Annotated in this window: 19 protein-coding genes; 3 read left to right on the top strand and 16 right to left on the bottom strand. The window is 52.0% G+C overall.

Annotated features, from left to right (window positions below):
* From D0544_RS05655 to D0544_RS05610, 10 genes are all read right to left on the bottom strand, one after another.
* A complete protein-coding gene (locus tag D0544_RS05655) occupies nt 1-1,212 on the bottom strand; it encodes a TIGR03087 family PEP-CTERM/XrtA system glycosyltransferase (protein ID WP_125015021.1) in 1,212 nt (403 codons plus the stop codon).
* Between the two features lie 3 nt (nt 1,213-1,215).
* Nucleotides 1,216-2,247, bottom strand: a complete 1,032-nt coding sequence (locus D0544_RS05650; protein WP_125015020.1) for a FemAB family XrtA/PEP-CTERM system-associated protein — start codon at nt 2,245-2,247, stop codon at nt 1,216-1,218.
* A 12-nt stretch (nt 2,248-2,259) separates the two neighbouring features.
* A complete protein-coding gene (locus D0544_RS05645) occupies nt 2,260-3,078 on the bottom strand; it encodes an XrtA system polysaccharide deacetylase (protein WP_207905769.1) in 819 nt (272 codons plus the stop codon).
* A complete protein-coding gene (wecB, locus tag D0544_RS05640; protein WP_125015018.1) occupies nt 3,071-4,177 on the bottom strand; it encodes a non-hydrolyzing UDP-N-acetylglucosamine 2-epimerase in 1,107 nt (368 codons plus the stop codon). The genes D0544_RS05645 and wecB overlap by 8 nt, the downstream gene beginning before the upstream one ends.
* A 1-nt stretch (nt 4,178) precedes the next feature.
* Complete coding sequence (locus tag D0544_RS05635; RefSeq protein ID WP_125015017.1) at nt 4,179-5,186, bottom strand: XrtA/PEP-CTERM system-associated ATPase; 1,008 nt, start codon at nt 5,184-5,186, stop codon at nt 4,179-4,181.
* Nucleotides 5,187-5,197: 11 nt separating this feature from the next.
* Entirely contained in the window at nt 5,198-6,748 is a 1,551-nt protein-coding gene (locus tag D0544_RS05630; RefSeq protein ID WP_125015016.1) for a TIGR03016 family PEP-CTERM system-associated outer membrane protein, read from the bottom strand.
* Complete coding sequence (locus D0544_RS05625; RefSeq protein ID WP_125015015.1) at nt 6,735-7,703, bottom strand: XrtA-associated tyrosine autokinase; 969 nt, start codon at nt 7,701-7,703, stop codon at nt 6,735-6,737. Before D0544_RS05625 ends, D0544_RS05630 begins: the two co-directional genes overlap by 14 nt.
* Nucleotides 7,704-7,723: 20 nt before the next feature.
* Nucleotides 7,724-9,271, bottom strand: coding sequence for an XrtA system polysaccharide chain length determinant (locus D0544_RS05620; protein WP_125015014.1), 1,548 nt, complete (start codon nt 9,269-9,271; stop codon nt 7,724-7,726).
* 21 nt (nt 9,272-9,292) lie between these two features.
* On the bottom strand, nt 9,293-9,925 hold the full coding sequence (locus D0544_RS05615) for an XrtA/PEP-CTERM system exopolysaccharide export protein (RefSeq protein WP_125015013.1): 633 nt from the start codon (nt 9,923-9,925) through the stop codon (nt 9,293-9,295).
* Nucleotides 9,926-10,092: 167 nt separating this feature from the next.
* Nucleotides 10,093-10,746 carry a GNAT family N-acyltransferase gene (locus D0544_RS05610; RefSeq protein WP_125015012.1) on the bottom strand — a complete coding sequence of 218 codons (654 nt, stop codon included), beginning with the start codon at nt 10,744-10,746 and terminating at the stop codon, nt 10,093-10,095.
* A gap of 188 nt (nt 10,747-10,934) precedes the next feature.
* On the opposite strand from D0544_RS05610, the gene D0544_RS05605 reads away from it, so the two are divergent.
* Both D0544_RS05605 and D0544_RS05600 read left to right on the top strand, forming a co-directional pair.
* Nucleotides 10,935-11,714, top strand: coding sequence for a PEP-CTERM/exosortase system-associated acyltransferase (locus D0544_RS05605; RefSeq protein ID WP_125015011.1), 780 nt, complete (start codon nt 10,935-10,937; stop codon nt 11,712-11,714).
* Between the two features lie 14 nt (nt 11,715-11,728).
* Complete coding sequence (locus tag D0544_RS05600; protein ID WP_125015010.1) at nt 11,729-12,589, top strand: ThiF family adenylyltransferase; 861 nt, start codon at nt 11,729-11,731, stop codon at nt 12,587-12,589.
* Between the two features lie 25 nt (nt 12,590-12,614).
* Here the strand turns inward: D0544_RS05600 and D0544_RS05595 are convergent, their stop codons facing one another.
* Nucleotides 12,615-12,869, bottom strand: coding sequence for a hypothetical protein (locus D0544_RS05595; protein ID WP_164880845.1), 255 nt, complete (start codon nt 12,867-12,869; stop codon nt 12,615-12,617).
* Nucleotides 12,870-13,935: 1,066 nt separating this feature from the next.
* Between D0544_RS05595 and D0544_RS05590 the strand changes: the two genes are divergently transcribed.
* Complete coding sequence (locus D0544_RS05590) at nt 13,936-14,832, top strand: THxN family PEP-CTERM protein (protein WP_207905768.1); 897 nt, start codon at nt 13,936-13,938, stop codon at nt 14,830-14,832.
* A 140-nt stretch (nt 14,833-14,972) separates the two neighbouring features.
* Here D0544_RS05590 and D0544_RS05585 read toward each other — a convergent pair whose 3' ends face one another.
* The 5 genes from D0544_RS05585 to prsK form a co-directional block, all read right to left on the bottom strand.
* Nucleotides 14,973-15,983 (bottom strand): glycosyltransferase family 2 protein, encoded by a 1,011-nt coding sequence (locus tag D0544_RS05585; RefSeq protein ID WP_125015007.1) that lies wholly within the window; start codon nt 15,981-15,983, stop codon nt 14,973-14,975.
* Between the two features lie 1,141 nt (nt 15,984-17,124).
* Nucleotides 17,125-18,078, bottom strand: coding sequence for a sulfotransferase family protein (locus D0544_RS05580; protein WP_125015006.1), 954 nt, complete (start codon nt 18,076-18,078; stop codon nt 17,125-17,127).
* Between the two features lie 26 nt (nt 18,079-18,104).
* A complete protein-coding gene (prsT, locus tag D0544_RS05575) occupies nt 18,105-20,771 on the bottom strand; it encodes an XrtA/PEP-CTERM system TPR-repeat protein PrsT (RefSeq protein ID WP_125015005.1) in 2,667 nt (888 codons plus the stop codon).
* Entirely contained in the window at nt 20,771-22,147 is a 1,377-nt protein-coding gene (prsR, locus tag D0544_RS05570; protein ID WP_125015004.1) for a PEP-CTERM-box response regulator transcription factor, read from the bottom strand. The genes prsT and prsR overlap by 1 nt, the downstream gene beginning before the upstream one ends.
* The gene (gene prsK / locus D0544_RS05565) at nt 22,144-24,216 is read right to left on the bottom strand and encodes an XrtA/PEP-CTERM system histidine kinase PrsK (RefSeq protein WP_125015003.1); all 2,073 of its coding nucleotides are present in this window, start codon (nt 24,214-24,216) and stop codon (nt 22,144-22,146) included. Before prsK ends, prsR begins: the two co-directional genes overlap by 4 nt.
* Nucleotides 24,217-24,292: the final 76 nt, after the last annotated feature.

Below are 24,292 nucleotides of genomic sequence, written 5' to 3'. Positions count from 1 at the left end.
TCACTTAAGCAGCCCCATGAATTTTTCCATTTGAGGCTGCCAGCCATAGTGCGCCATCACCTGCTGGCGGCCATCGCAATGCTCATGCTCCAGGTCAAAGGCGGCAAGCACCCCGGCAGCCATTTCCTCGGCAGAGCGACAGGCCGCCATACAGCGGTTACCCATGTCGATATCGACCCCCTCAGCAGCGGCCGAGGAGGCAACGACGAATTTATTCATCGCCAGTGCCTCCAATACCTTGTTTTGCATCCCTCGAGCGATGCGCAAGGGGGCCACCACAAGGGCGCAGTGCTGGAGATAAGGTCGAACGTCAGCGACCCCACCAACAACCAAGGCGCCAGGTGTCGATCGGGCGATACGCTTAAGGCGGTGGCTGGGATCCCGGCCCACCACAAAAAAACCACTGTCGGGCCTGGCTTTCAGGACCAACGGCATGACCTGTTCCATAAACCAGACGGCGGCGTCCTCATTGGCATAGTAGTCCATCGCCCCGACAAAACAGATAGGCATAAGGTCCATCATCCCCAGCGCATTATAGGGTGAAGGGTGTTCTATCGACGGGTCAAAAAACTCAAGATCAACGCCATTACCAAATACCTTGACCGTGGCTGAGTGTGCATCGAGTTGGCGGCAGAAAAGCTCTTTTTCCGCGCGGGTTACAAAGGTGGACACTCCGGCGCGGGCGGTAAGTTCCTTTTCGAGACGACTCAACAGTTTGGCTTCGCGACCGTATATCCATCGCATTGGCACTCTCTTCTGCTGTGAGTAGTCTCTCCACTTCAAAGAATCGACGTCCACAAAATCTATCAGGGTAGTTGGACTGTTCGTCACGCTGGTACTGTCGGGCAGGTACTGCCCCATGGAAGAGGAAAATGCGACCATGGAACGGACCTCCCCATTCGACAGACGCTGTTTAAGGGCGGCTCGCATACGTCTGGAGCAATAAACGGCTTCGGTAATGGATCGACCCGTGAGCAGCGCTTTTACCGCTCTGGCTATAACCTGCCAGCGCGTCAACTCTTCATAATAAACCTCAGATGCGAGCTCCTTCAGTTTGCCAACAAACTGGAGGTCCCTGGGGTCGTCAACGAAACAGTAAAGAATGACCTTATAGTCCTGGGAAAGTGCTTTCAGCATCTGAAATGAGCGGATTTTGTCACCCTTGTTAGGTGGATAAGGAATACGGTGAACCGCAAAAATCACTGATTCCATCGACTACCCCAGCGACTTGGATACGAATGGACCTATGGTATTGGTAAGCGAGAGCGGCATCCGCTTCCACACCTCAATTAAAGGCTTGATTTTCGGGTTGAGCGGCGATTTATCCGGCACAGACTGTTTGCGGACCAGGAAGTATTCGTAGGCAAGTGGAGTGGACTCAAACCCCCAGTTCTTCTTGAAAGAAAATGACCCTGTACCCACCTTGCTACGACCAAAATCAAACGAGGTGAACCCTGAATTAGCGGCCCACTCCATTAGCTTCCAGTACATAAAGTCATTGCCGTGAAGAGCTCGGGCTAAATGCCCTCCTCCTCCATAGTATGGAATAATCTCTTTCTTATAGCTTAAGGTCAGCACAGAGCAGACGGGGTTATCTTTATCAAAGATCGTGAGAATAAAGCTTTGATCTGGAAAAAACCTAAGTATGTTCCTGAACAAATCTTTGGAAAAAACCGGAGTTCCCAAGTTTCGTACACTTTCTGAGTAAAGCTTGTAGAAAGTGTCTACATCCTTCGTTATTGAGAAAGATAGCCCTAGATTAATCCCCTTCCTTACCACTGCCCGCTGTTTTCTTGGTATAGCTTTGAGGTTATTTTCGGCCCCCTCCAGAATCGGCTTTCTGAAGGTGACATAAATATCGCGTCCGGGAGTGCCTCGACCCGTCCCCTGCTGATTCCTGACTTCCAAGTAATCGACGTTCATGTTTTCTGCAAGGCGACAGGCGTAGCTATCCAGCTGTTGGGCAATATCTTCCGTGTCTGCGACTATGCCACCGTATACACCAAAGGGTACTGAACAGAGGTAGTCACCAAAGAGAAAGCTTTTGCTGCGCCCTAAAGGCAAGACTCCGCGGATGCTCCCCTCCTCCTTGGCAACAATGTAGATATACTCGCCACCATAGGTGGCAACTACCGCCTCGCCCCACTCGTAGCGGTGAAAAACCGTGGAATGTTCATGTTGATCAAGGTACCCATTCCACTCCTTTCTGGCCAGTGCTCCACGGACCTCTTCTATCACGAGACTCATCCTAGCCTCCCATTAAAGTTCGTATATCCTTTCTATGCTTGACCATTGGTGATCACCCAGCAGGCGCCCCAAGCGAGTGTATGTCTTGTGCAGATTCAGGTAGTGCCTGAAGCGGCTTTTTAATGACAGCCCTGAAGGCCTTGGTTGGTAAGGATCGATCTCCCAGGGATGCATATAAAACACACCAGGCCTACCCTCCAGGTTATTCAATCTGGAAAAGCCATACCGGTGGTAGGGGTAAGGGAGAAGCCTGAAGAAGCCTCCACCTCCTACAGGCAGGTTCTTCCCAAAAAACCGCAGAGTACTGATGGGGATTTCCAGTACTCCACTCCCGCCTTCGAACGAGAAACGTTCCGACTCGGGTGCCCCATAATGGTCATGCTTGATGGGATAAATACTGGAGCTATAGCGATAGCCTGCCTGGGCAAGCACCTCGTATGAGAGTGGATTCAGCGGAAGCGAAAAGGAGGGAGCCCTGTACCCCTTAACTTCGCACCCGCAGATATCCTCTAGCAGTTTTCTTGAGTCAGCTAGATCCGATGCCAACTCGTCAGGGGAGAGATCGGTAACACGGTCATGGTACATACCATGACTCCCAACTTCATGACCCTCTGATATCAACCGCTGCACAAGCGTTGGGTGTTCTCGGGCAATCCAGCCTAAAACAAAAAAAGTTGCTTTGATCCCATGGCGATCGAACAGGGCGAGTATTCTTTCCATGGAAGCTTGCACTCGACTTTCATAACAGGACCAGTCAGCACGGCTAACCACATTTGCAAACGCAGATACCTGAAAGTACTCCTCAACATCGACGGTCATTGCGTTAAGCACAGGCATGCTCCATCGCCCAGACTTGCTGTAAAAGGTCATCAGCTATACGACTGGCTGTATTACCGTCCCACAGCGGGGGCACGCTCATATCAGAGCCAGGCTTAAGGGCCTCAGCTACTGCTCCTGCAATAGCCTCGGCATGGGGAGCTACCAGGCGGTTAGCTCCGCAAGTGATGGTTGCGGGCCGCTCTGTGTTATCACGAATGGTGACACAAGGAATTGAGAGCGCCGCGGTCTCCTCCTGTACCCCTCCGGAATCGGTCAATACTACCGATGCATTTTTCACAAGCGATAGCATATCGATATAGCTCAAGGGGTCGCGCAGGATAAGACCCTCTATGGACTCCAACGCTATGCCAAACTCATTGCACCGCCCCCGGGTTCGTGGATGTATTGGCATGACTATAGGGAATTGCTGAGCAACCCTGGCTATGCCATCCATAATGGCCCTTAGGCGTAACTCGTTATCAACATTACCGGGCCTATGCAGTGTCAGGACGCCATAGCCATTGATATCACTGAGCCTTGGCTCTATATCAGTCACTGGTGAGGTTTTAGAAAGATAACGGTAGAGAGAGTCAATCATAATATTCCCGGCAAAAACGACTTTTCCCGGGTCAACGCCCTCTGTCGACAGGTGATCGATTCCAGACTGCTCTGTTACATATAAGCGATGCGCCAAGCGGTCGACCACAATACGGTTTATCTCTTCGGGCATGCTATTGTCGAAGCTTCTTAATCCCGCTTCGACATGGACCAAGAGGTGTGAATAGCGGACGGCTACCAAAGCCGCAGCCAGAGTTGAGGTTACATCGCCGTAGACCACAATCATGGAAGGCTCCAGATTGCTGAGTATTTTATCGATGGCACTTAACATGCGGGCTAGCTGATCATTGACACTACCGCCAGTAATCCCAAGTTCAATTTCAGGTTTAGGCAACCCAAACTGGTCAAAGAAAACCTGGTACATCTCAGGATCAAAGTGCTGCCCCGTATGAAGAATGGTTTGTTTGAACGCGGATCGTTTCTCTAGCTCCTGGTAGAGTGGTGCCATCTTGACAAAGTTGGGTCGAGCACCCACTACGTGGATCAACCGCATATTACTCCACCTTTTGTTTAGCTAGATTTTCAATGCTCAAAATCAGTTTTTTTAACGTTCCCATACGTGAGGCAAAAGCCGCTTCAAGAGATTCGGTCGTAAACTTAACGTTCTCAACAGCCTCTTCAATTTCAGCCAGTTTTTTTGTTGCCGCCGCACTTACCTCATCGGAACGGCCTTTATCGCTACGCGTGTGTGTGATCTCTGCGCTCATCTCATCCGCTACGGCCTTGACGACATCCTTATTGATATCAGTCAACTCTTCGAGGTAAGCGTATAAAAGTAGGCGGTCACAAAAAACATTAATTCGACGTGGAACGCCCTCAGTAAACTCGTAAATAGCATCATAGGCTGTTTGCCCGATGAGCGGGTTGTCGCTCCAACCAACAAAGGTTAATCGATGATCGATGTACTTTTTTGTCTCATCCCTATCCAGGGCTGCCAGGTGGCAGGATGCAATCACTCTTTGCCTGAGTTGCTCCAACCCATCGGACTGCAGTGTCTCCCTGAACTCCTCCTGCCCCAATAAAAAACTTTGCAAGAGCGGACGATTATTGACCTGGAAGTTTGACAGCATGCGCAACTCTTCCAATGACGACTTTGGTAAATTCTGGGCTTCATCTATAACCAGGAGGACTCTTCGGCCATGCGAGTCGCAAGCTAATAGAAAGGCTTCAAACTGGCGTAAAAGATCGGCTTTAGTAAGCCCTTCGGTGGGCAGGCTGAAGGCGGATGAAACCATCCTCATCAAGTCATCTGATTCGATATTCGTGGTAACTATATTAGCTGCAACAATCTGTTCCTGATCCAGATCAGAAAAAAGCATTTTGATCAGGGTGGTCTTTCCTGTACCTACACCACCGGTGATAATTATGAACCCGTCACATTGACCAAGCCCATAGCGCAGATAGGACATAGCCCGGCTATGCCCGCGACTGCTAAAATAAAACCGTGGATCTGGGCTAAGCTGAAACGGCTTGCTCGTAAACCCATAGTACTTCTCGTACATATCCCTGTCCTTTAAAAATAGCGTAACACCCCCACTACAACTCGGTGCTCCTTGTACTCTGAAGTAGTGAGATCGCTAGTACGGCGATTGTAGGAAACTCGTAGATTAGCGGTTGTTTCAGAATCGAGCCTTCTGCTTAAACCATAGCTAAGTCGATTGGTCTTATTTTCCACACCGTCGATAAGCTCGTCTTTAGTGTAGCCGAAGCGGACATTGGATGAAGTCCTGGCGTTATGGTCCAGCGAGTAGGAGACCGTTCCTCCTCGGCTTTTTTCCTCCGCTATGAACGTTTGAAACTCGCGTTTCTGGTAAAAACCGGTGAAGTTAATCCGGCTTTTACGGAAGGTATAGAGATACCCTGTGCGCCACGTCCTGGATACAAAAATCTGGTCATTGATACCCGTCACGATGGATACATCGCCAAACAGGACCTCACCCTCGCCGATCTGAATCCCCAACGGCAAGGCTGAGTCCACGCTACGGCAGTCGGAGACCGGCCCGGCTTCGGGGCAAATAAACCCGTTGGGTGAAGAGATAAATTGGTCGCGTGTACTGGTTTGGAGATCGCTATACCCAAAGGTAAAGGTATTCCTTCGGTGGCGTTGAGAAATATCGATACTGTAGCTATCACCATAGTAACGCCTTCCCATTGAGCCACTTATTGAGGTTCGTTCGCTAGGTTCCCAGCGAAATCCCAGTAGCCAGTAACTGCCGTCAGGGTCGTCTCTCAAATTATCTTGATCGTTATCCTGCTTTTCATAACCATAGGTGGCGCTCACATCCAGTTTTTGTGTCAGGTAATACCCAACCCTGGCCCTATAATCGGTGATTTCAGTATCATTAGTGGAGTCATAATTCGTTGTGATCTGTTGCGTAAAGAGCTCCCAGTAGTACTTCTGATTGTCGGTATCGCTACTTAAACCAATGCTATACCCATATTGATCACTATCAGAACCGGTGTTTTTGTTATCGTTGTATAGCACGGAGCCATACTGGTAGGAGGCATAGAGATTTGAAAAACCCAGGACGTTGGCCTGAAACACCGGCTCGAGCTTATAATCGACAACTGTTGCAATGTTATCGGATCCACTCACATTGTCAGAGCTCCCCGGATTTGCCAGGTCAATCAAGGTCTGTCGCACATTGGCCGCTGCGTTAAAAAAAAGATTATTCCTTATCAGTTCAGCATCCAGGCCACTCCGAAGCTGATGGTAAGTATCATTATTATCGGTTTCATTAAGATACTGAGCCCTCTGCAGAGAGTAGCGTCCCCCGACATTGACCCGCCCATCTCTTTTAGAAAAATCAACGGCGGGCCTTACTTGCAAAATCCAGTCGTCATCCTTGTCGGAGTCACTCAGGTCCACATTATCAGAGTACGTTAGATCAGCAGCCACACTGGGTGCGAAACTCCAAACCGAAGACACACTGTCCGGTATATAACCAACAGTAAAACAGGCGAATACAAAAACTTTGCCTGTTAATGCCAGCGAGTGAATCGAGGCATTTCTACTCGGCTTTTGACCTGAATAACTTTGGCGGCTCACCCTAGTAATAGCCATAGTAACTACCTTCCTTGGCAGAACTGCACTTGTTCATTAAAAGAGAAACGTCTGGATGTGATCCAACTAATGACAAAGCCTCCTTCAAGTGTTTTTGTGTTGTTTTACCCTCCTCTACAACGACGATCACTTGACCTACCAAAGAGGCCAGAATGGCTGCCTCTGTTGTATGACACAGTGGAGGTGTATCGAGCAAAACAATCCGATCGTGATAGCGAGTCGCCAACTCATTCATGAGTCGCTTCATGCTGTCACTGGCTAACAACTCGTTTGTCAGATGATGGCGACTACCCGACAGGACCATGGATAGGTTTTTGACATTGGTCTTGTGCAAAATACTTTCAAACGGGACATCATCGCGGCTTAGGTAATCAACGATCCCCAACGACGGTTCAATATCAAGAACCGAATAAAATGACGGTTGAACAACATCAGCGTCAACCAGCAAAATTTTGCGATCTGGTTCCAAGGCAATACTCATAGCCAAGTTGATGGCGGTGAATGTTTTACCCTCCTTTGGCTCTGTGCTGGTAACCATAACCAGATTACTAAATTTACCTTTGGCGGTGTTGTTTTGGGTGAACGCTTTACCCAGTATTGACCGCTTGATATGACGGTATTGCTCCTTGGCCAGAGATCTCTCTTCATTCGGTACAATGATATTTCGTGACCGTAAAACAGATTCATTAAGGGTTATGGGCGACCCGGCTGGCAGCCGATTCTTACTTTCTGGTTCCACAGATTTTGAAGTGACACGCCTACTTTGAGCGTTTACTGGCGGACTCTTCTCAACCGGTGCAGTTGGCTTCTCCACCGCCTTATTGGCTCTGACGAGGGTATCCTTTGTGATTACTTTCGCGCTTTGCTGAGGTTGATTGGTAGCTTTGCTTTTTGTAGGGGGGGATTCTCCCCTCGCTTCCGCTTCCTTCCTCAGGGCCTTTTCTATGGTATCCATATATTCACCGGTTTAGAGTCCTACTGATAAAGCGCAAAAATCGCACTTACCAAAACTAACGTAGAAAGCAAAAGCACAAAGATCAGCTGCAGCAACCTACCCCTTCGGACATCAGCCGCACTGCTCACCCTGGATACACTTCCAATCACGGAAAGCCCGCTTACCTCCGCAGCATACTTGGCAGACATTACCCTTGGGTTGGCAATAATAAGCAGCAGTGCCAGCCCTGACGAAAACCCAAGAGAGGCCGGTAGCACCATTGAAAACAGCATAGCCCTATTTGGCCAGGTAGGGCGGTCCGAGACCGTTGGGGGCTCAATCACCTTGAACTGAATCTCATCTGTATCCTGAGATGCCTTCCTGGATATCTCTATAGATTCTCGACGAGACAGTAGCTCGTTGTAGCGCTTTTTAGTGATACCGTAATCCCGGTTCAGCTCACCCAGCTGAACTTCAATATCGGGAATAGTATCCACTAATACCTTGAGTTCCTGCTCCTCTTTTTCGAAGGCTCTAAGGCGAATTTCCATGGAGGCTATTTTCGTATTAAGGTCGGACAGGGTCAGTTTTAAATGGTTATAAAGATCAACCCCTCCTACCACTCCCACCTGAACCGGAGCAGATCCGGTTTGGTAACGCATTGCAGCCTTTCGCTCTTTGCTCTGCTCTAATTTCAGGGCGTTAAGCTGTTCTGTCAGGTTTTTAACGTCCGGGTGCTGCTTTGTATACTTCAGCAGCATTTCATCAAGCTGTGTCTCCAGCCGCGCTACTCGCTCATCGTATCGGGTCGTTATGGTGTGAGGTACATAGGCTGGCTGGGTAACAGTGATTGTCGTCTCCTCGATACCCGCAAGCTGGTCTTCGACGGCATCCCGCTCACTTAACAATTCCTGCATGGTCAGCTTGGCTTCATCAAGCTTCCTGCTCGCGGACTGCAGCCGCTGGTAGTAATCATTGCCATCTGAGGGCATCATGCCCAGGTGCTTTTTCTTGAAATCTTTAAGCTCTACCTCACTGGCTTTTAAACGATTTTCGTACTCCTGGATTTGTTGGTCGATAAAACGCTTTGCACTGATTGTATCTTCCCGGTTTTCTCCAATGGAGCTTTCCATAAACAGCGTGAGTACCGAGTCAACAATCCGCTTGGCAGCTTGTTTGTCAGAACTCATATAACTAATAGAAAAAATATTCTCTCGCTTTTCTTTTGTAAGCTTTATCTCCCTCTGCAGGCGGTTAATTAAATCCCTGTTTCTGACCTCCTCCCTTACAACAGCATCCAGATCTGCCATCTGGAGCAGGCGTTCAATATTTGGCTTGCTTAGCAACGTTTTAACTAAAAGCGATACCTGTTGGGCAGTATTGGTTTGTACCGTAAGACCACTAAGAAGTGGCCGTAAAATCGTTTGCGTATCTATATAAACTTTTGCATTGGCCTCATATTTGTCCGGTACTTTTGACACAAAGTACCACCCGCCCAGACACAACGCTCCACTCACGATAAGTATGAACCACTGGCGCTGCTTGAGTTCACGAGCATAGTTAACCAGCAGGTCGAGTGTTTCCTGCATTACGTGCTCCTGGCAACCAGCTTAAAAAAAGGTTTCTGGAATGATGAGGATGTCGCCGGGCAAAATATCCACGTTTGCAGAAATATCGCCATCCTTTATCAGGTCATCCAGGCGGACACCGTACTGGCGCTGTTCTCCATCAATCACCCGTACAATACTGGCCCGGTTCCCATCAGCGAAGTCGGTTAGGCCATCAACGGAGATCATCACATCGAGCAGCGTCATATCCTCAACATACGGTAGAAACTCAGGCTTTTCAGCCTCGCCAATTATCCTGACCTGCTCCTTGAAGGGACCGAGATGATCCTGGGTCATGACCGTCACCAGGGGATCCCTGATAAAAGAGGAAAGTCGCTTCTCCAAAAGCCGAGCGACCTCCGTGGGGGTTTTACCGCTGACGGGAACATCCTCGACTAACGGGGTCGTAATAAACCCATCCGGACGCACGGTTACCGTGGTCGTCACCTCGGGGTTTCTCCACACGAAGATACTTAAACTATCCCCCGGCCCGATAAGGTAGCGGTAGTTTTCAGGCGTAGTGGTAACTGGCTGGTAGAGTGTTGCAGATTCCAGTAAGGGATAGGGGTTAGAGGAGCAAGCTGCAAGTGTAAAGCAAAGCATCGCGCCAAAAATTTGGCAATTTTTTCTTATCATCTTTATCTACTCCGTTAGATGCTGGATGCTAAGAAAAAATTATATACCCAATTTCCAAGTGTTCAATTTTTCTACTGCCTTTTTAATCACAGAGCTCGAAATAGTGCTTTTTGTAGGACCAAAAAAACAAATAGAAGTAATCGCTTTTTTTTTATTTCAAATTGACATTAAGAGGCTGCCGCAAGGACGCTTCCACCAAACGCATGCGAAAAGCTGCGGTAGTCGGCCTGGGGAGCCCTGTCATCGTAAAAGCTCAGGATACTATCGATATCCAACCAATAGGGCCGCCTGAGGCCTCGATGCAGGGTGGCCGGACCAACTGGCGTAAACCCCCATGAGCGGGGCATAAGGCGGACAATAGAGGGTGATGTCAGGCAAAAAAGCTCAAGATAGCCATGATCCCTACAATAGCGCGCAGCAGAGGAGATCAGGGTTTGCACAACCTCTGCCCCGCCACTGCCCTGGGAACAGGCCTCAGTGTCACCCGTCTTCGGCTTGCAGAGCCTTGACAGCTCGACCGCCTGGTGCCGCTTACCCTGAATACGATCATGATCAATCTGGCTCACCTGCTCCAACGGCAGCACCTCATCGAAAGAGGGTTTAACCAATCGCAGGGCAGCGCACCACTCCCCCGTACTTCGTTCGCGTGCAATGAAGTGAACAGAGCGGTCATCCCACTCATCCCGCTCAAGATCTATAAACTCGGCATTGGGTGCTTCATATTGCTTCTGTTCACAGTAAACCTGGTATCGAACGTGGTAATTTATTGTTCGTGCAAACTCGGTATCCGCAACGAATACCTCATACAACCTCTCGGTCATACCTCCCCCAAGCAGCCTGAAATTGGCCTAATGATCCCCTGCACCTGAAAATCCCTGTGCTATTCTCCATTTTGTAAATAACCACGAGTAGGCTAACACGCTTAACGTTGGCGCAGCGTGATCTGGTACGCACCCATTTAGAACATTCAATTATAAGGGTTTTTATATTTGATAGCGGAGACACCAAGATGTCTAGCGAAACGCTTTGCGATGAGTTCAACAGCTATTTTAGGGTTGTCCTCGCCCTGACTCCCGAACTGCAGAAAGAGGTATTTTGCATTCGTTACAACGTATTCGCCAAGGAGTTTGGCTGGGAAGAGCTCTCTGCGGAGGAGATGGAACGCGATGACTTTGACCGCTACTCAATACACTGCCTTATCTACCACAACCGCACAAACACCCCCGCAGGTTGTGTTCGACTGGTTATTCCAGATCCCATAGATGCTTCCCAGATGGCACCTTTCGAAAAGTACTGTGCCGCCCATATAGCCAAAGAGCAGTTTGACCTGGCCATCCTGGACCGTGTTTCCTATGGCGAAGCTTCCCGACTCGCCGTACCTTCCAGCTTTCGGCGCCGGAAGGATGAGTCCCGTAGTGCAGTCCCTTTCCCCCCCGAAAACACTGGCGAAGAGCATGGCGACAAACGCCACTTCCCCCATATCGCAATGGGGCTGTACCTTGCAGGCATGGCCATTGTGGACCTAGCCAGCATCGACTATGTCTTTGCGATGATGGAGCCCCGCCTTGCACGTCATCTCCATCGGTTCGGGGTGCTCTTCCAACAAGGCAGCGATGTCATGGACTACCATGGCCTACGGGCGCTTTACTATATCCCCAAAGAGGATTTGACGCGCCACCTTACCGGCGGGATGAAAGAGCTGTACGAGTCAATACGCAGTAGCGTACTCCAGCAACTGGTTTCACCGGCCGCCAAGGAGAACATCCACTTGAAAACACACATTGGTTAATGTCACGGCCTTCTATGACCCAATTCAACTATGAGGCAGCATTCTCTCGAAATCTGGGCTGGACAACCGAAGAGGAGCAACAATCCCTGCGGGAATCCCGGGTTGCCATTGCCGGCATGGGCGGCGTAGGCGGGGCACACCTGCTGACCCTCACCCGGCTGGGTGTTGGGCATTTCCATATAGCCGACTTTGACAGCTTTGGTGTTGAAAATACGAACCGCCAGGCAGGCGCCCGTGTATCCACATATGGAAAGAAAAAAGCCGACACACTGCAGCAAATGGCATTGGATATTAATCCCGAACTCGATATCAAAGTCTTCGGAGAGGGGGTCAACCGCCAGAATGTTGAGCAGTTTTTTTCAAAAGTGGATATCTACGTCGATGGACTGGACTTCTTTGCGTTTGACGCACGTGAGCTGGTTTTTCACCACTGCCACCTTCATAGCATTCCAGCAATAACGGCCGCACCACTGGGCACCGGTGCAGCGACCTTGGCCTTTATGCCAAAGCGGATGAGCTTCGAACAGTACTTCGGCTTCAAGGGGCAGACAGAGCTCGAAAAAGCGCTGCGTTTTTTTGTTGGGCTGGCGCCCTCCATGGCACACGCCTCTTATCTGGTTGACCCGTCGCGAGTGGACCTGTCCGAACAAAAGGGCCCCTCAACCATTATGGGGTGCGAGGTATGCGCAGGCGTTGCGGCTACCCAGGTATTGAAAATACTAACCGGACGGGGGCGTATTCTACCGGCCCCTCACGGTCTCCAGTATGATCCTTTCATCAATACGGTTAAGCACACATGGCGCCCCGGCGGCTACAGAAACCCACTGACACGGTTTGTTATGAACCGGGTGCGACAAGCATTCCTGGCCAACTGACCCGCCCCCAAAAGCGTCCTCCCCATCACTCCAGTTCGCACACATCGCCGATCGGCAAACGCCTGGAGCGAACCACCTCCTGTCTCGCATACCCTACCCGCAAGACCATGTGCAGCGCGTTGCCGCCCAATAGATCGATGACGGACTGCTCTAGCCTGTCCACCTCATGCGCCAGGGCAAGACTGACGGCCCCGCGCTGCTTCCTAATCAGTTGATCCGTTACAACGTAGTAGGGGTGGACCGCCAGTCCTGCGGCATTCAGTTCGACCCAAATCCGCATCGCGAGCTGCCCTGCGGACCGGGCATCGGCCCCTAGGCTCCCGCCATAGATAACCATCAAAGCCCCTGACTGGCTAAGCATCATTCCTTCAAACAGGGCCAGCAAACGGTGAAAACCTAAGCGGTTCAGCCTGGGGAGCCACCGTTCAGAGGTGCTAAGGGCAAGTAGCCCACCGCCCCCTGGCGGCAAACAAAGCGTATCTATATCAAGACCGTCACCGCGGGCCACCTCCTCCGACCTGGACCTTAATGATGACGCCAGGAACTGCACCAGGTCGGGAGAGCGAAAACGCAACGATGAGGCTTCTTTCAACAACTGAATCAGCGGATTCGCCTGAGTGGTTTCAAACCATTGCGCACACACCGGCCCCTCGGATAGTCCTGCCAGGCTTTGTTGTATCGCCTTCGGCAACGGCTCTCGCCGGTAGGGCCCGCGGTTTGTGTGGCGTCCTAACAGGGCGCCGGTAGCCGCCGGCGTAACCTTAGCGCTGGCGATATCTGGAAAGCGACAGCTCACTCGCCCCTCTCCCTCCAGGACCTGTACGGGTGTGTCAATATTTTTTGCAGTTATCAGCAGGCTCTCCAGGGCACACCCAAGACTGAATTGAACGGCATGGGATCCCGGGGAGAAATAATGGCCTTCATTGCAGCGACTGGGAGAGCACTCGAGGCTGATCGTCTGCCCCCCCAAATAAAACTGTAGGGGTTGTGAGTTATCTGCGGAAGGATATCGGCGGGCAACATCAACCATCGCTCGCAACGGGCTGCTCTCATCGACCATTTAAAACTCTCCTTTCCCCTGGATTCAGGCGTTGTGGTTACAAGTGTCAGTAGTATTTACAACCTCAGTGCGTGTAACCCCTGACGACCGCGAACGAAGTATAGCAAAGCATTTTTTATCATTTAAAAACAATCAATTACCACAACCAGAAAAAACATGGCCACTGCCTTGCATAGTTTAAGGCAGTCGTAATAAGAGCATTCAGGCCTAGCGGCTCAGCTTCAAGGACGAACCGGCCTGAAACCCTAAACGACCGGGATTTGGATCTTTTAACGAGGGAATGATCATGTTTACTGCAAAACGCCTACTGACCGCCGCGTGCCTGACAGCCCCTTTGCTGGTGTCGGCCTCCGCTAACGCGATCATCGTGACCGACTGGAATTATGAGTTGAACAGCGCCTTTACGGCCTATGAACCAGCCGGTGTTGATGCATCGATACCCAATGCCTCACTGGGAGGGTTTACCCGCCTGGAGTGGGGTGATCCCGTCAACAATACAGACTTAAACCCAACACAGCAGCGCAGTTCGCTATCGGTCGATAACGCTGGCTTAAATACCGGATCAGTACAAACCAACCAAGGGCCTGTCGATACCTCCATCTACACCCACAATAACTTTGTTATTACCGGTACAGCACTGACCGCCGCCACACTGTTTGATGTGTTGACACTGGACCCCGAACTGCCGGATCCGCCTGCGGTTCCCGGGCCTGGCGATAGTTTCAGTGCACCACCGCTCACCTTTGAGATTGAGTTCATTGAAACCCCTAACTTCTGGCATCCAACCGACACCGCTATCCTGTGCCCTGAAGGGGTGCCCTGGTCAGAGACCTTTGGTTGTGGTGACATCTTTGTCCTCAACGTTGAAGGCGCTGGCTTTGATAGTGAAACCCTGTCCTTCATTCAGCTCTTCCCCTTCGCGGGCGAACTTTATGCAGCATCCATCTTCCTGCATGACACCGGAACGGGTCCTGGTTTGCAGGTTCTTTCCGATGCCGCCTGTGCGCGCGCCGGAGCAGAGAGTGGCTGCGTTGGTATGGTGACCGCAGAGGGTTTGGTGAATCAGTTCCAGGCAGCCTTCAGCATCACCCATCTGCGCACTATCCCAGAGCCCGGTGTGCTGGCGCTCATGGCTTTAGGCCTGCTGGCCATGGGTGGCTTGCAGCGTAAGCGCTCCGCATAAGAGTTGAGAGTATCCAATCCCGCGTGACAGGGATGTCACGAAAAAGGGAGCCTACCGGCTCCCTTTTTTTATTTCAGCTTAGTGTCATCCCGGCTCTAGGTTAAGCCTATTGATCGACCACCAAGGATCGATCCACATCATCACCCTCGAACAACTGACAAAAGATCGCGCAATCGTTCCACGACCGGCCCTCGATCTCGGAGCACGCCCCCTAGCTGATTGGTGAGCGCCGCCAGGTAATGCCGATGCCTGATCAAGCTGTAGGAGAGGTCAAGTCTCGCCCTTCGCAGTGCATCATTAGCTCCTTGTGCAACCTCTTCCTTGTGAAAGTCGTACCCCTCTATAAAGCGACGGTAGGTCTCCAATGCGGCCCTTTGTGATGCAAGAGGGTCACTGCGTATCACACTCTCAGGGTGAACAAAGTAGGCGGCCAGCGGTTGTAGGACGACGGCCTGATGCTTGGAGTTGTCGAGCGCTTTTAGCAGTAGACACATATCTTCGGCTATTGCGACCCCTTCTGGATAACCGCCTACCCGGGTGAACAGGTCTTTACGTATCGTGAGTGTATGCGTATCGCCCACATGCTGCCCCGCATAGAGCCGGCGCAGCTCAGGGGTGACATGAACCACACCTTCCTCTTCAGAGGCCACCAACTCATGCTTCCATGACAGCGTATCCAGGTTTTGTACCCGGCTGCCGTCGGTGTGCCAGTATTCGAAATTACCACTGAGCAACTCCACCGCAGGGTATCGCTCGATCAATGACGCATGGGCTTTCAAACGATCGGGATAGAACCAGTCATCCGCATCCAAAAACGCAACCCATTCCCCCCGTGCCTGCTCAACGCCACGGTTTCTGGCAGCCGAAACCCCTTGATTCTCCTGCTGTATCAGCTGGATGTTCCCCGAGCAGGAGCGGGCAACAGCAACGCTGTCATCAGTGGATCCATCGTCCACTACAATCACTTCACAGGCTGGAAAGCTTTGCTCAAATATGGACTCCAACGCTCTGGCAAGAGTACGCGCACCGTTATATACCGGGACGATGACTGAGATACGAGGCGAGGCACTCATGCAGAAAACGCCCGCTTGCGGGTCCACCACAAGCGTTGTCCAAACCAGAGTGCCGCCATCAAACCGCTTGCCCAGCACAAAACACCAGGGATTGGGCTACAGGTTAACCGCCGCCGCCAGGCCAGGGCCCGGGCACCCATATCGCGTTCAAAACGAACCCCGCTTTTTGACTCCCCCCCCGATGCGGTACGCCGGTACTCCTGCGCTATCGCAGCGGTACTCAACGACCGCCACTCTGGATGCTGCTGGTTGACCCAGGCGATCAGCGCTCTCAGCTCAGCAAAAGATTGCGCTCGGGTAGAGGGGTCTGGGTGTATATAGTTCCAGCGATGGGTCTCTATTATGGCGGGTCGCCCACAGGCGACGGATCTTTCGATTCCCTGTCTACACTCAGCACTGCCGACCCCTTTACAGGGCTCAAAGTAAACACTCCTGACCAGGCAAAGCAGACCAGACTCACTCAGGTCACCATTAGCTATATTGGTTTTGTCGTACTCAAACCCCTTAGAAGTTCGATTGACGGCACGGCTCCCTGGGGTGACCACCGTTTTTACGCCAGCCGCTGCCCACCCTGATTCGATATCTGCACGCCACACAAAGGTGGGGGGAACGGCAACGCAGGGGGGAATCCCCAATAACCGTTGATGTTCTTGCGCTTCCCACTGAGCCTGGCTCTCGCTATCGGTTTGCGCGGGTAACCATCGCGACTGCACGCTTGAGGGTAACTGCTCGGTCAACAAGGGGGCTCCTAGCGCAAATGGCCCAGCCTCTCCCCCCTGCTTCAGCGTGTCGAGATAAGACTGAAACTGGCTCGGGCTAAAGTGTGTAAAGCCATGAAGCTGGAGCGGCATCAACCCACAATGGTGCCCTTCGAGCATGGCTAGCAGGGTCTCCCTGCTCTCCGCCGCCGACAGGGTAACGGTGTCGAACCCATAACCCTGCTCCGTATCGACGACCCTGGGTGCTGCCAGGTTCACTCCCAGCGTCATCACCGGGTGCCCTCCACCTGAAAGCTTGCAGGACTCCAGTATCTCGCGTATATCTCTCAGGCTGTCCGCTTGACCATGGTCGCCGGCGCCCCAATCGTCACATTCCAGTATAAAAACAGGGGTAGCGAGCACAGGCTCCCTGAAGACCGCCCTTAGCACAGGACCAAACCTGACCCACAACAGAACCCAGCTGACGAGCAGCACAACGACTATCAGCAACACCAGAACGATCACTCAGGGGCGTCCATATAATCAGAACGTTCATAGCCCATCTGCTGCGCAACCGACTCTGTGTGCCCAAGCACAGGCTTGATTCGCGCCGCGTTACCAGAGTCGACCCATTTGTTTTTCTTTATCTCTGAAAAGGCATTGTAGGGCCGCCTTAATACGGTTTCGGCGTGCTCCCTGACCGCTGCAGTAAAGTTCAACCCACAGAAGCGGTAGAGTCTGTCAAAACTGGCGATGGGATCTTCAAGAATCTGTTCATATTTAACCTCCATAAACCTCCCCGCAGAAAGCCCTTGAGCGTCATCAATGATCGCTTGGTTCATTGAGCGATACTGCTCTGCACAGACCCTTTCTATCGACCCATTGAGGTAGTCTCTCCATCCAGGAAAGAGAAAAAAGCACCAGCGGCGGTAGTGACCCTGATCAATCGACACCTCTGCCGGAAGCTGTTCGGACCAGGTTCCATACTCATCATCACGTTTCCACCCTTCAATCAAGGAGTGAATGTTGTCGCCGGGGTTACGCTTAACATAGACAAACAGGGCATCAGGATATAACGCATTAAGGTAACTGACGCATAATCCATTCTGGTTGTTTTTATCAACAAAGCGACTCATCCCGGTCCGGGAGTAGAAGTAACCGGTAATAAATTTTTCATCACCGCTTAAGGCATCCTGTTTACTCAAACGATGACTATCCCAGCCACGTGATTGCAGGTCGTGCAAGGACGCCCAAAGGTCGTGGGTCTCTCGATTCAGTGTCCCTATCTCAAGTGATTGAGACAGTGTCTTGTACACCAGAGTCGTCCCTGCCCGGGAGCAGCCAACCACGAAAACAGGGCGGGATGCCTTCACCGGTAAAGCAAAGTTCATCACTCCCCTTAAGCCAAAAAGGGTTTGCTGCTGATAATGTCTTACGGTTTTTATTACTTTTTCCCTAAGTTCAGTCGCAGACATTCTGGGATCCTGAGGTATAAAATGATTTAGTTAGAACTTTCTCGCTTGATTTTATCCATCAACTTAAGCGCCGCTTCGCGTTCAGAAAAAGCCTTATCACCGTCCAAAATCTGCTCAAGCAGTGCCAAAGCCTCAGCGGCCTTGTCGGGTGGCAGGGCTGCGGCATAGTGATAGGCTATCTCCCGATTGCCTGGCAGAGCCTCGTGTGCAGACCGCAACAGCAAAAGCCCCTCAGCCGGTTTGCCAAAGCGAACCAGAATCCATCCCAGGGTATCCATAACTTCTGGGCTCTTCCCAGATGCTGCATACGCTTTTCTTGCATAGCGCTCTGCGCTCTGGTCTCCCTTTAGCATGAGCAACCAGGCGATGTTGTTGTTGAGTGAGATGTTTTCCGGCTCTTTGGATAACGCAGCCCGGTGGAGATCGATGATTTTTTTAGACAAAGTCGGGTTACTGGCCAACGCCGTAGTCTGGGAGACATAACGGCTATCGCCGGTTCGCTTATAGCTGGCCTCCAGGTGATCAAAAGCCCTGTCATCCCTTCCCGTTTGTAACCAAAGGCGTACACGAGCGCCTATCACTTCCGGCTCACTGGGGTACTCTTTTTCAAGAGTGGCCAGTGTATTTTCCGCACGGCTCAGGTCGCCCGTTTCGGTATCCAACATCACCCGCAACAGCCTAATCGATGGCTGGTTAGCCTGATCCGCTCTCGCCTCAAAGCGCGTCAACACCTCATTAGCCCTGATGTAATCCTTACCGCTAACCAGCCACCCTAAATAGCTTTGCAGCACAGGAATCGGGTTGGGATCGATAGTCAGCAACCTTGAAAAGTAGTGGTCGATGTTATGACCTTCGGCACGCTTAACGGCTAGCTGCAACATCAACTGGTTCGCTAAAAGACTATCCGGCTGCTTGTTAAGCGCCCTGCCAGCATTAAGGGCGGACTTATCAAGGTCCCCACTACTCAAATAGAGAGCGGCAAGGGCGAGACTGACCTGCGACCGTTTCCCTTCCCTCGGCTGTGCCTTGATCAGCTGTTGTTCCGCTTTTTCCCGCTCCCCTCGGTTGGCCTGCAAGCTGGCATAATAGACTGAAAGCCGGATATCAGGCTCTGGAACATCGAGGAGGGGCTCCAACACCTCAACCGCTGTCTCGATCTTTCCCTCTTTTACCAGTGTGCGGGCTACACCAATCTGTGCCGGTATTCGTTCCCTGGCCCCGGACTCTACCTTCTTGTACTCACTTCTGGCCCGGCTGTACTCTTTACTGACTTCCAGTATTTCTGCCTTGAGGTAGTAATAATCACTGACCTCGGGAAACTGCTTAAGGCGGCTCTCAACCAGGCTTTGGGCGAGCGCCACCTCCCCTTGCTGCAAGTAATAGCTAACAAGGCGCTTATCGGACTGAAAGGTGGGTCTATCTTCTGCGGCAAGGCGGTCCAGCGAGTCTGCCGCCTCCTTCAGATTCCCGGCCTGAAGATAGGCGTTCGCGAGATACTCCTCTACCTGGAGCTTATCGGCGGCACCCATCCTGGACTGCTCGAGATAACGAATACCCTCTTCTGTCCTGTTGATGCCCATATAAGCCTTACCGATTAACAGCAGCTCCATCGGCATCAAGGGGTCATCGCCCTGAGGATTCTCAAGCAGGGCGATTACCGTTTGGTAGTCATTTTGCTCCAGCATGATGGTAGCCAGCAGGGTGCGGGCTGTCCTGTTATCCGGATAGTGTTTGAGGTAACGATTGAGTAGATCCCTGGCCTGGTTTTTGGCACCGAGCTGATAGTGAGCAATGGATGCAAGGTACATGGTTGGCAAGTGATTCGGTACACGGGAGAGTACTTTCTCGAAATAAGACCTTGATTTAGCGTACTCATTACGAGCGAGATACAGGCGTCCGAGATCAAAACTGGCCTGCATATTGTTGGGCTCAGACTTGATCACGCTGAGCAGTACCTGCTCAGCACCTTGTGAATCGCCTGACGCCAGCATGGCTCCCGCCTTTCGGAGGCTAACATAGGAGCCGCCAAAGTTATCTTTTTCCAGCACTTCAAGCGTGCCGATGGCATCCTCATAGCGCTTTTCAAGAGAGGCGATCTGGGCACTTAACAGCAGGGCCTCCAGATTATTGGGATCCTGTTCGAGCAGCGGATCGAGCAGTTGCCGCGCGTCATTAGATTTATTTTCCGCCACCAGAATTTTGGCAAGGCCAATAGTGGCACCAGGCGAGGGTTCCTTTGCCATTGAGGCATTGAACGCTTCCCTGGCATCGACCAGCATCGCCTGTGCCAGCAACGCATTGCCCTTGGATAGAAGCGCTAACGCTGCGGTATCGGGGCTCGGCTGCCGTGAGGATAAGAGCGCCAGCGCCTTTTCTGGTGATCGTTTGACCAGATACAGGTTGGCCAGTTCGACCACCTTGTGTGGCCCCAGCTGGTCAGATTGGTCGAGGTATTCATAGGCTGCTATGGCCGCATCCACATCCCCTGTTTCCAGCTCGGTCGTTGCCAGCAACTCCCGCGCCTCTACCGAGCCAGGGGTCTCTGCCAGGTAGTTTTTTAACTCAATAATCGCTGCCGGGTTATTCCCCTCACTGATGTAATCCCTGGCGCTTTGCAGGTAATCCTTTGCAAAAACCGGCAACGCCACCATCAACGTCATGGCTACCAGAATCCCACCGTATTTTGGTTTCATCACGGGCTATCCTCTCCCACTTTTTTGGTTTCCATGATTCCGTACTTATGCATTAACGAGTACAGGGTTGGCCGCGTGACTCCGAGCAGTTCAGCCGCCCTGGAGATGTTGTTATCCGTGTACCCGATCGCCCGGCTGATCACTTCGCGCTCCGTTTTTTCGCGTATGGACTTCAGGTTAAAGGGCAATACAGCATCTTCACCGGGCTCCTCCAGCTGAAGGTCAGCGGGAAGAATCCGTCCATGCTCAGCCATAATCAGGGCGCGTTTGATGCGGTTTTCAAGCTCGCGAATGTTGCCAGGCCAGGCGTACGCCTCTATCGCCATGATCGATTCATCGGTCAGCACGGGTGGCCGCTTGTCGCCATTGGAAAGGCGCTCGATCAAAGCACTGGCGATAACTACCGAGTCCCCCTCCCTCATGCGCAGAGGGGGTATCTCAATACTCATCTCGCTGATGCGGTAATAAAGGTCGCTTCGAAACAGCCCCTCCTCAATAAGCTTCTCCAGGTTTTGGTGGGTTGCGCAGATGACACGAACATCCACGGGTATCTCACCTCGCCCGCCAATTCGCTCGATTGTCCTTTCCTGAAGAAACCTTAGCAGCTTTGTTTGCAGGGCGATGGGAAGGTCACCAATTTCATCCAGAAAGAACGTACCCTCATTGGCATACTCGATCTTTCCAACCGTTTGCTTCACCGCCCCGGTGAATGCCCCTCGCTCGTGGCCAAACAGTTCACTTTCCAGCAGGGTTTCAGGAATGGCCGCACAATTAACCGCAACAAAGCGCCCTTTTCGGCCACTTAATGAATGCAGGGCCTTGGCCAACACCTCTTTGCCGGTTCCGCTCTCCCCCAGCAGCAGGACACTGATCTCCGATGGCGCCACCTTTTCGACCGTTCGCGTAACACTCTGCATTATTTCAGAGCAGGCGATGACCCCTCGCAGCGGTTCAAAGCCGATCCCCTGTTGCAGTTTTCGGTTCTCCTCCTCCAGATCGTATAAGCGATAGGCCCTATCAATGATCAATTTGAGCTCATCAATATCGATGGGCTTCTGGTAGAAGTCATAGGCGCCCATCGATACCGCCTTTACCGCATTTTCCCGATCATTATTTCCCGTCACCACAATTACTTTGGTAGAAGGACGCTCGGCAATCACACGTTCAAGTAATGCCAGCCCTTGGGACGCATTGGCGGGGTCTGGGGGCAGCCCCAGATCGAGCGTCACTACTGCGGGTTCCTCTTTCCGTAACTGCACAAGCGCCGAGTCCATGTCAGTGGCTACCCTGATATCGTGGTCCCCCAGCGACCACTTCATCTGTTTTTGCAGCCCGATGTCATCCTCTATGACCAGCAAAACGCGTTTTCCCGTCATTGCATTGCCCCCCCTGCGACCAGGTTCCCTGTTTCGGTTTCCAGCGGTGGAAATAAAAGCGTGAAGCGTGTCCACCCACCGTTTCGGTTCTCGACCTGGATATCCCCGCCGATCATTCGCATATACTCTCTGGCATCGAATAGCCCTATCCCCATCCCCGCATTGCCCTTGGTGGTCTGGAAAGGGCGAAAAAGGGAATCCTGGATAAAGGCTTCGCTCATTCCGGGGCCGTTGTCAGCCACATCTACAAAGGGTCTTGAATCCTCCTCCCTAACGCCAAAGGAGACCTCTACTTCCCCTTTGGGGCCCGCCGACTCGACGGCATTCTTTATCAGGTTTTCTAACGCAGATGAGAAGCGCTGTTCGTCAAGCAGGAGTTTGATTCCCTGCTGATCATCGGGGATGGAAACCTGTTTGCATGCTCCGGCGAAACGAAGCGCAATCGCCTTTACCTGCGCACCCAAATCGATGTGAGACACCCCATGTTCACTGATTTTATCGCCGCTCAACTGGGCAAGCATACGGTCCATTTTGGCCACCGAGTGCTCAATGGTCTCGACACAATCATCGATAAACTCAGGGTTAGATCGATGACGGGCCATATTACTCAGCAATAGCTTTAACTGGGCGCTGATATTTTTCAGGTCGTGAACGACAAAAGCCGAGACCCGGTTGTAGGCTTCAAATTGCTTGGCCTTCGCCAGTGCATCATGGGCGTCGGCCAGCGATAGGTAGCTGGACACCTGCTGCGCAACGAGCTTGATAAAATCGTGATCCTCCCACCCGATCTCCCGCATTGAGCGGGGTGTGGCCAACACCACCACAGCGAATACTTCAGACGCATTTATCAAAGGTATCACCAGCCACAGGTCCTGGTCCTCGGCCAAAAAACCAAGATCCAGGCCCGCGGGATAGCGTTCAGGAAAGGTGCGGTATTCGTTAAGGTCTATTACCCAACCTTCTTGCCGTAAAAAGCCGAGCGTACTGGCGGTGATCTGCTCCCTTTCATAGCGTGAGCGCAGCATATTCCAAAAGCCGCAGGCAACCAGTTTGCGCTGGTCATCCCGTTTCCAGATCAAAGCTCCCCGGCTATCCAGCGCGTTGCACATCACTCTCAGACACCGGTCCTGGAGCGTATCGCCTTCAGTCTCCTCATCAAGGGCGTGGGTGACCAGTAGCCACTGCTCACGGTAATCGTACTTGAGACGAAAAAAATGCTTGGCAATCAGCACCGACAAGACCGAACGCACCTGGCCGGAGCTCACCAGCAAAAACAGAACCGTGGCCGCAAAAAAGATAACCAGCAGCAACAGCAGGTCACCCCAGCGGCCGCCAAAATCCCGAACATAGAAACCAGCGATGGCAACCGCCAGCAGATAGCCGCCAATCAACAGTAATGAGGCCGTGCGAAAGGCGGCGTGCCGTGAAACCATGAATTTGGCGTCCCAATGGGGGTTTCTTACACCGGCGAGCAAGAACAGTGGGACCACCAACAGGCTGGCTATTCCCCTGGCCGCCAACAAGGCATCATTAAGGTGTTGATAAAGCACCGCCTCTGCATAGAGGAAAAGGTCAAACAGTATCAGGGCCAGCAACCCCAGAAAAAAGTGTTTTACAGCCCAACGCCGCTCCAGGTCCACCGCCGCATAGACCTGTTCAAGCAGGGAGAGCAAAATAATCGATACCGCCAGATGCCCCACTAAGCGAGGGTCCAGGGAGATTTGCTGCTGCACAGAGATACGAAAAACATCAAGTGCATCGATAAGGAGAGGAAAAATCAAGGCGGCTATGATCAGCCAGCGAGGCCAACGAGTCGGCAAGGGCCATAGACGCAGCAGCAGCAGACCGATGAGAACATTACGCAGGCTTTCCAGCACCCAGGTATCAGCGTACAGCCACTCGGGGCTTGATGCCGCAAAACAGACAGCAGCCGCCCACAGGATTAGCGCCAGGCACAACCACCGGAAATGCCATACCAGCTCCCCACTGACCCGATAAAAGGTCAGAAGCAGCAGCACTGAATAGACAGCAGCCAGCGATCCGTAGCTGACCTGGATGATAAAGTCCATTTAACTCCGGCCCTTGTTATTCTCTGCGGCAGCAGTTTTGAGGGTTGAACGCCTTAAGTGCCGAGAAAACGACACA

The organism is Aestuariirhabdus litorea, from assembly GCF_003864255.1.
Lineage (GTDB): Bacteria > Pseudomonadota > Gammaproteobacteria > Pseudomonadales > Aestuariirhabdaceae > Aestuariirhabdus > Aestuariirhabdus litorea.
This window is presented reverse-complemented; position numbering and strand designations above follow the sequence as displayed.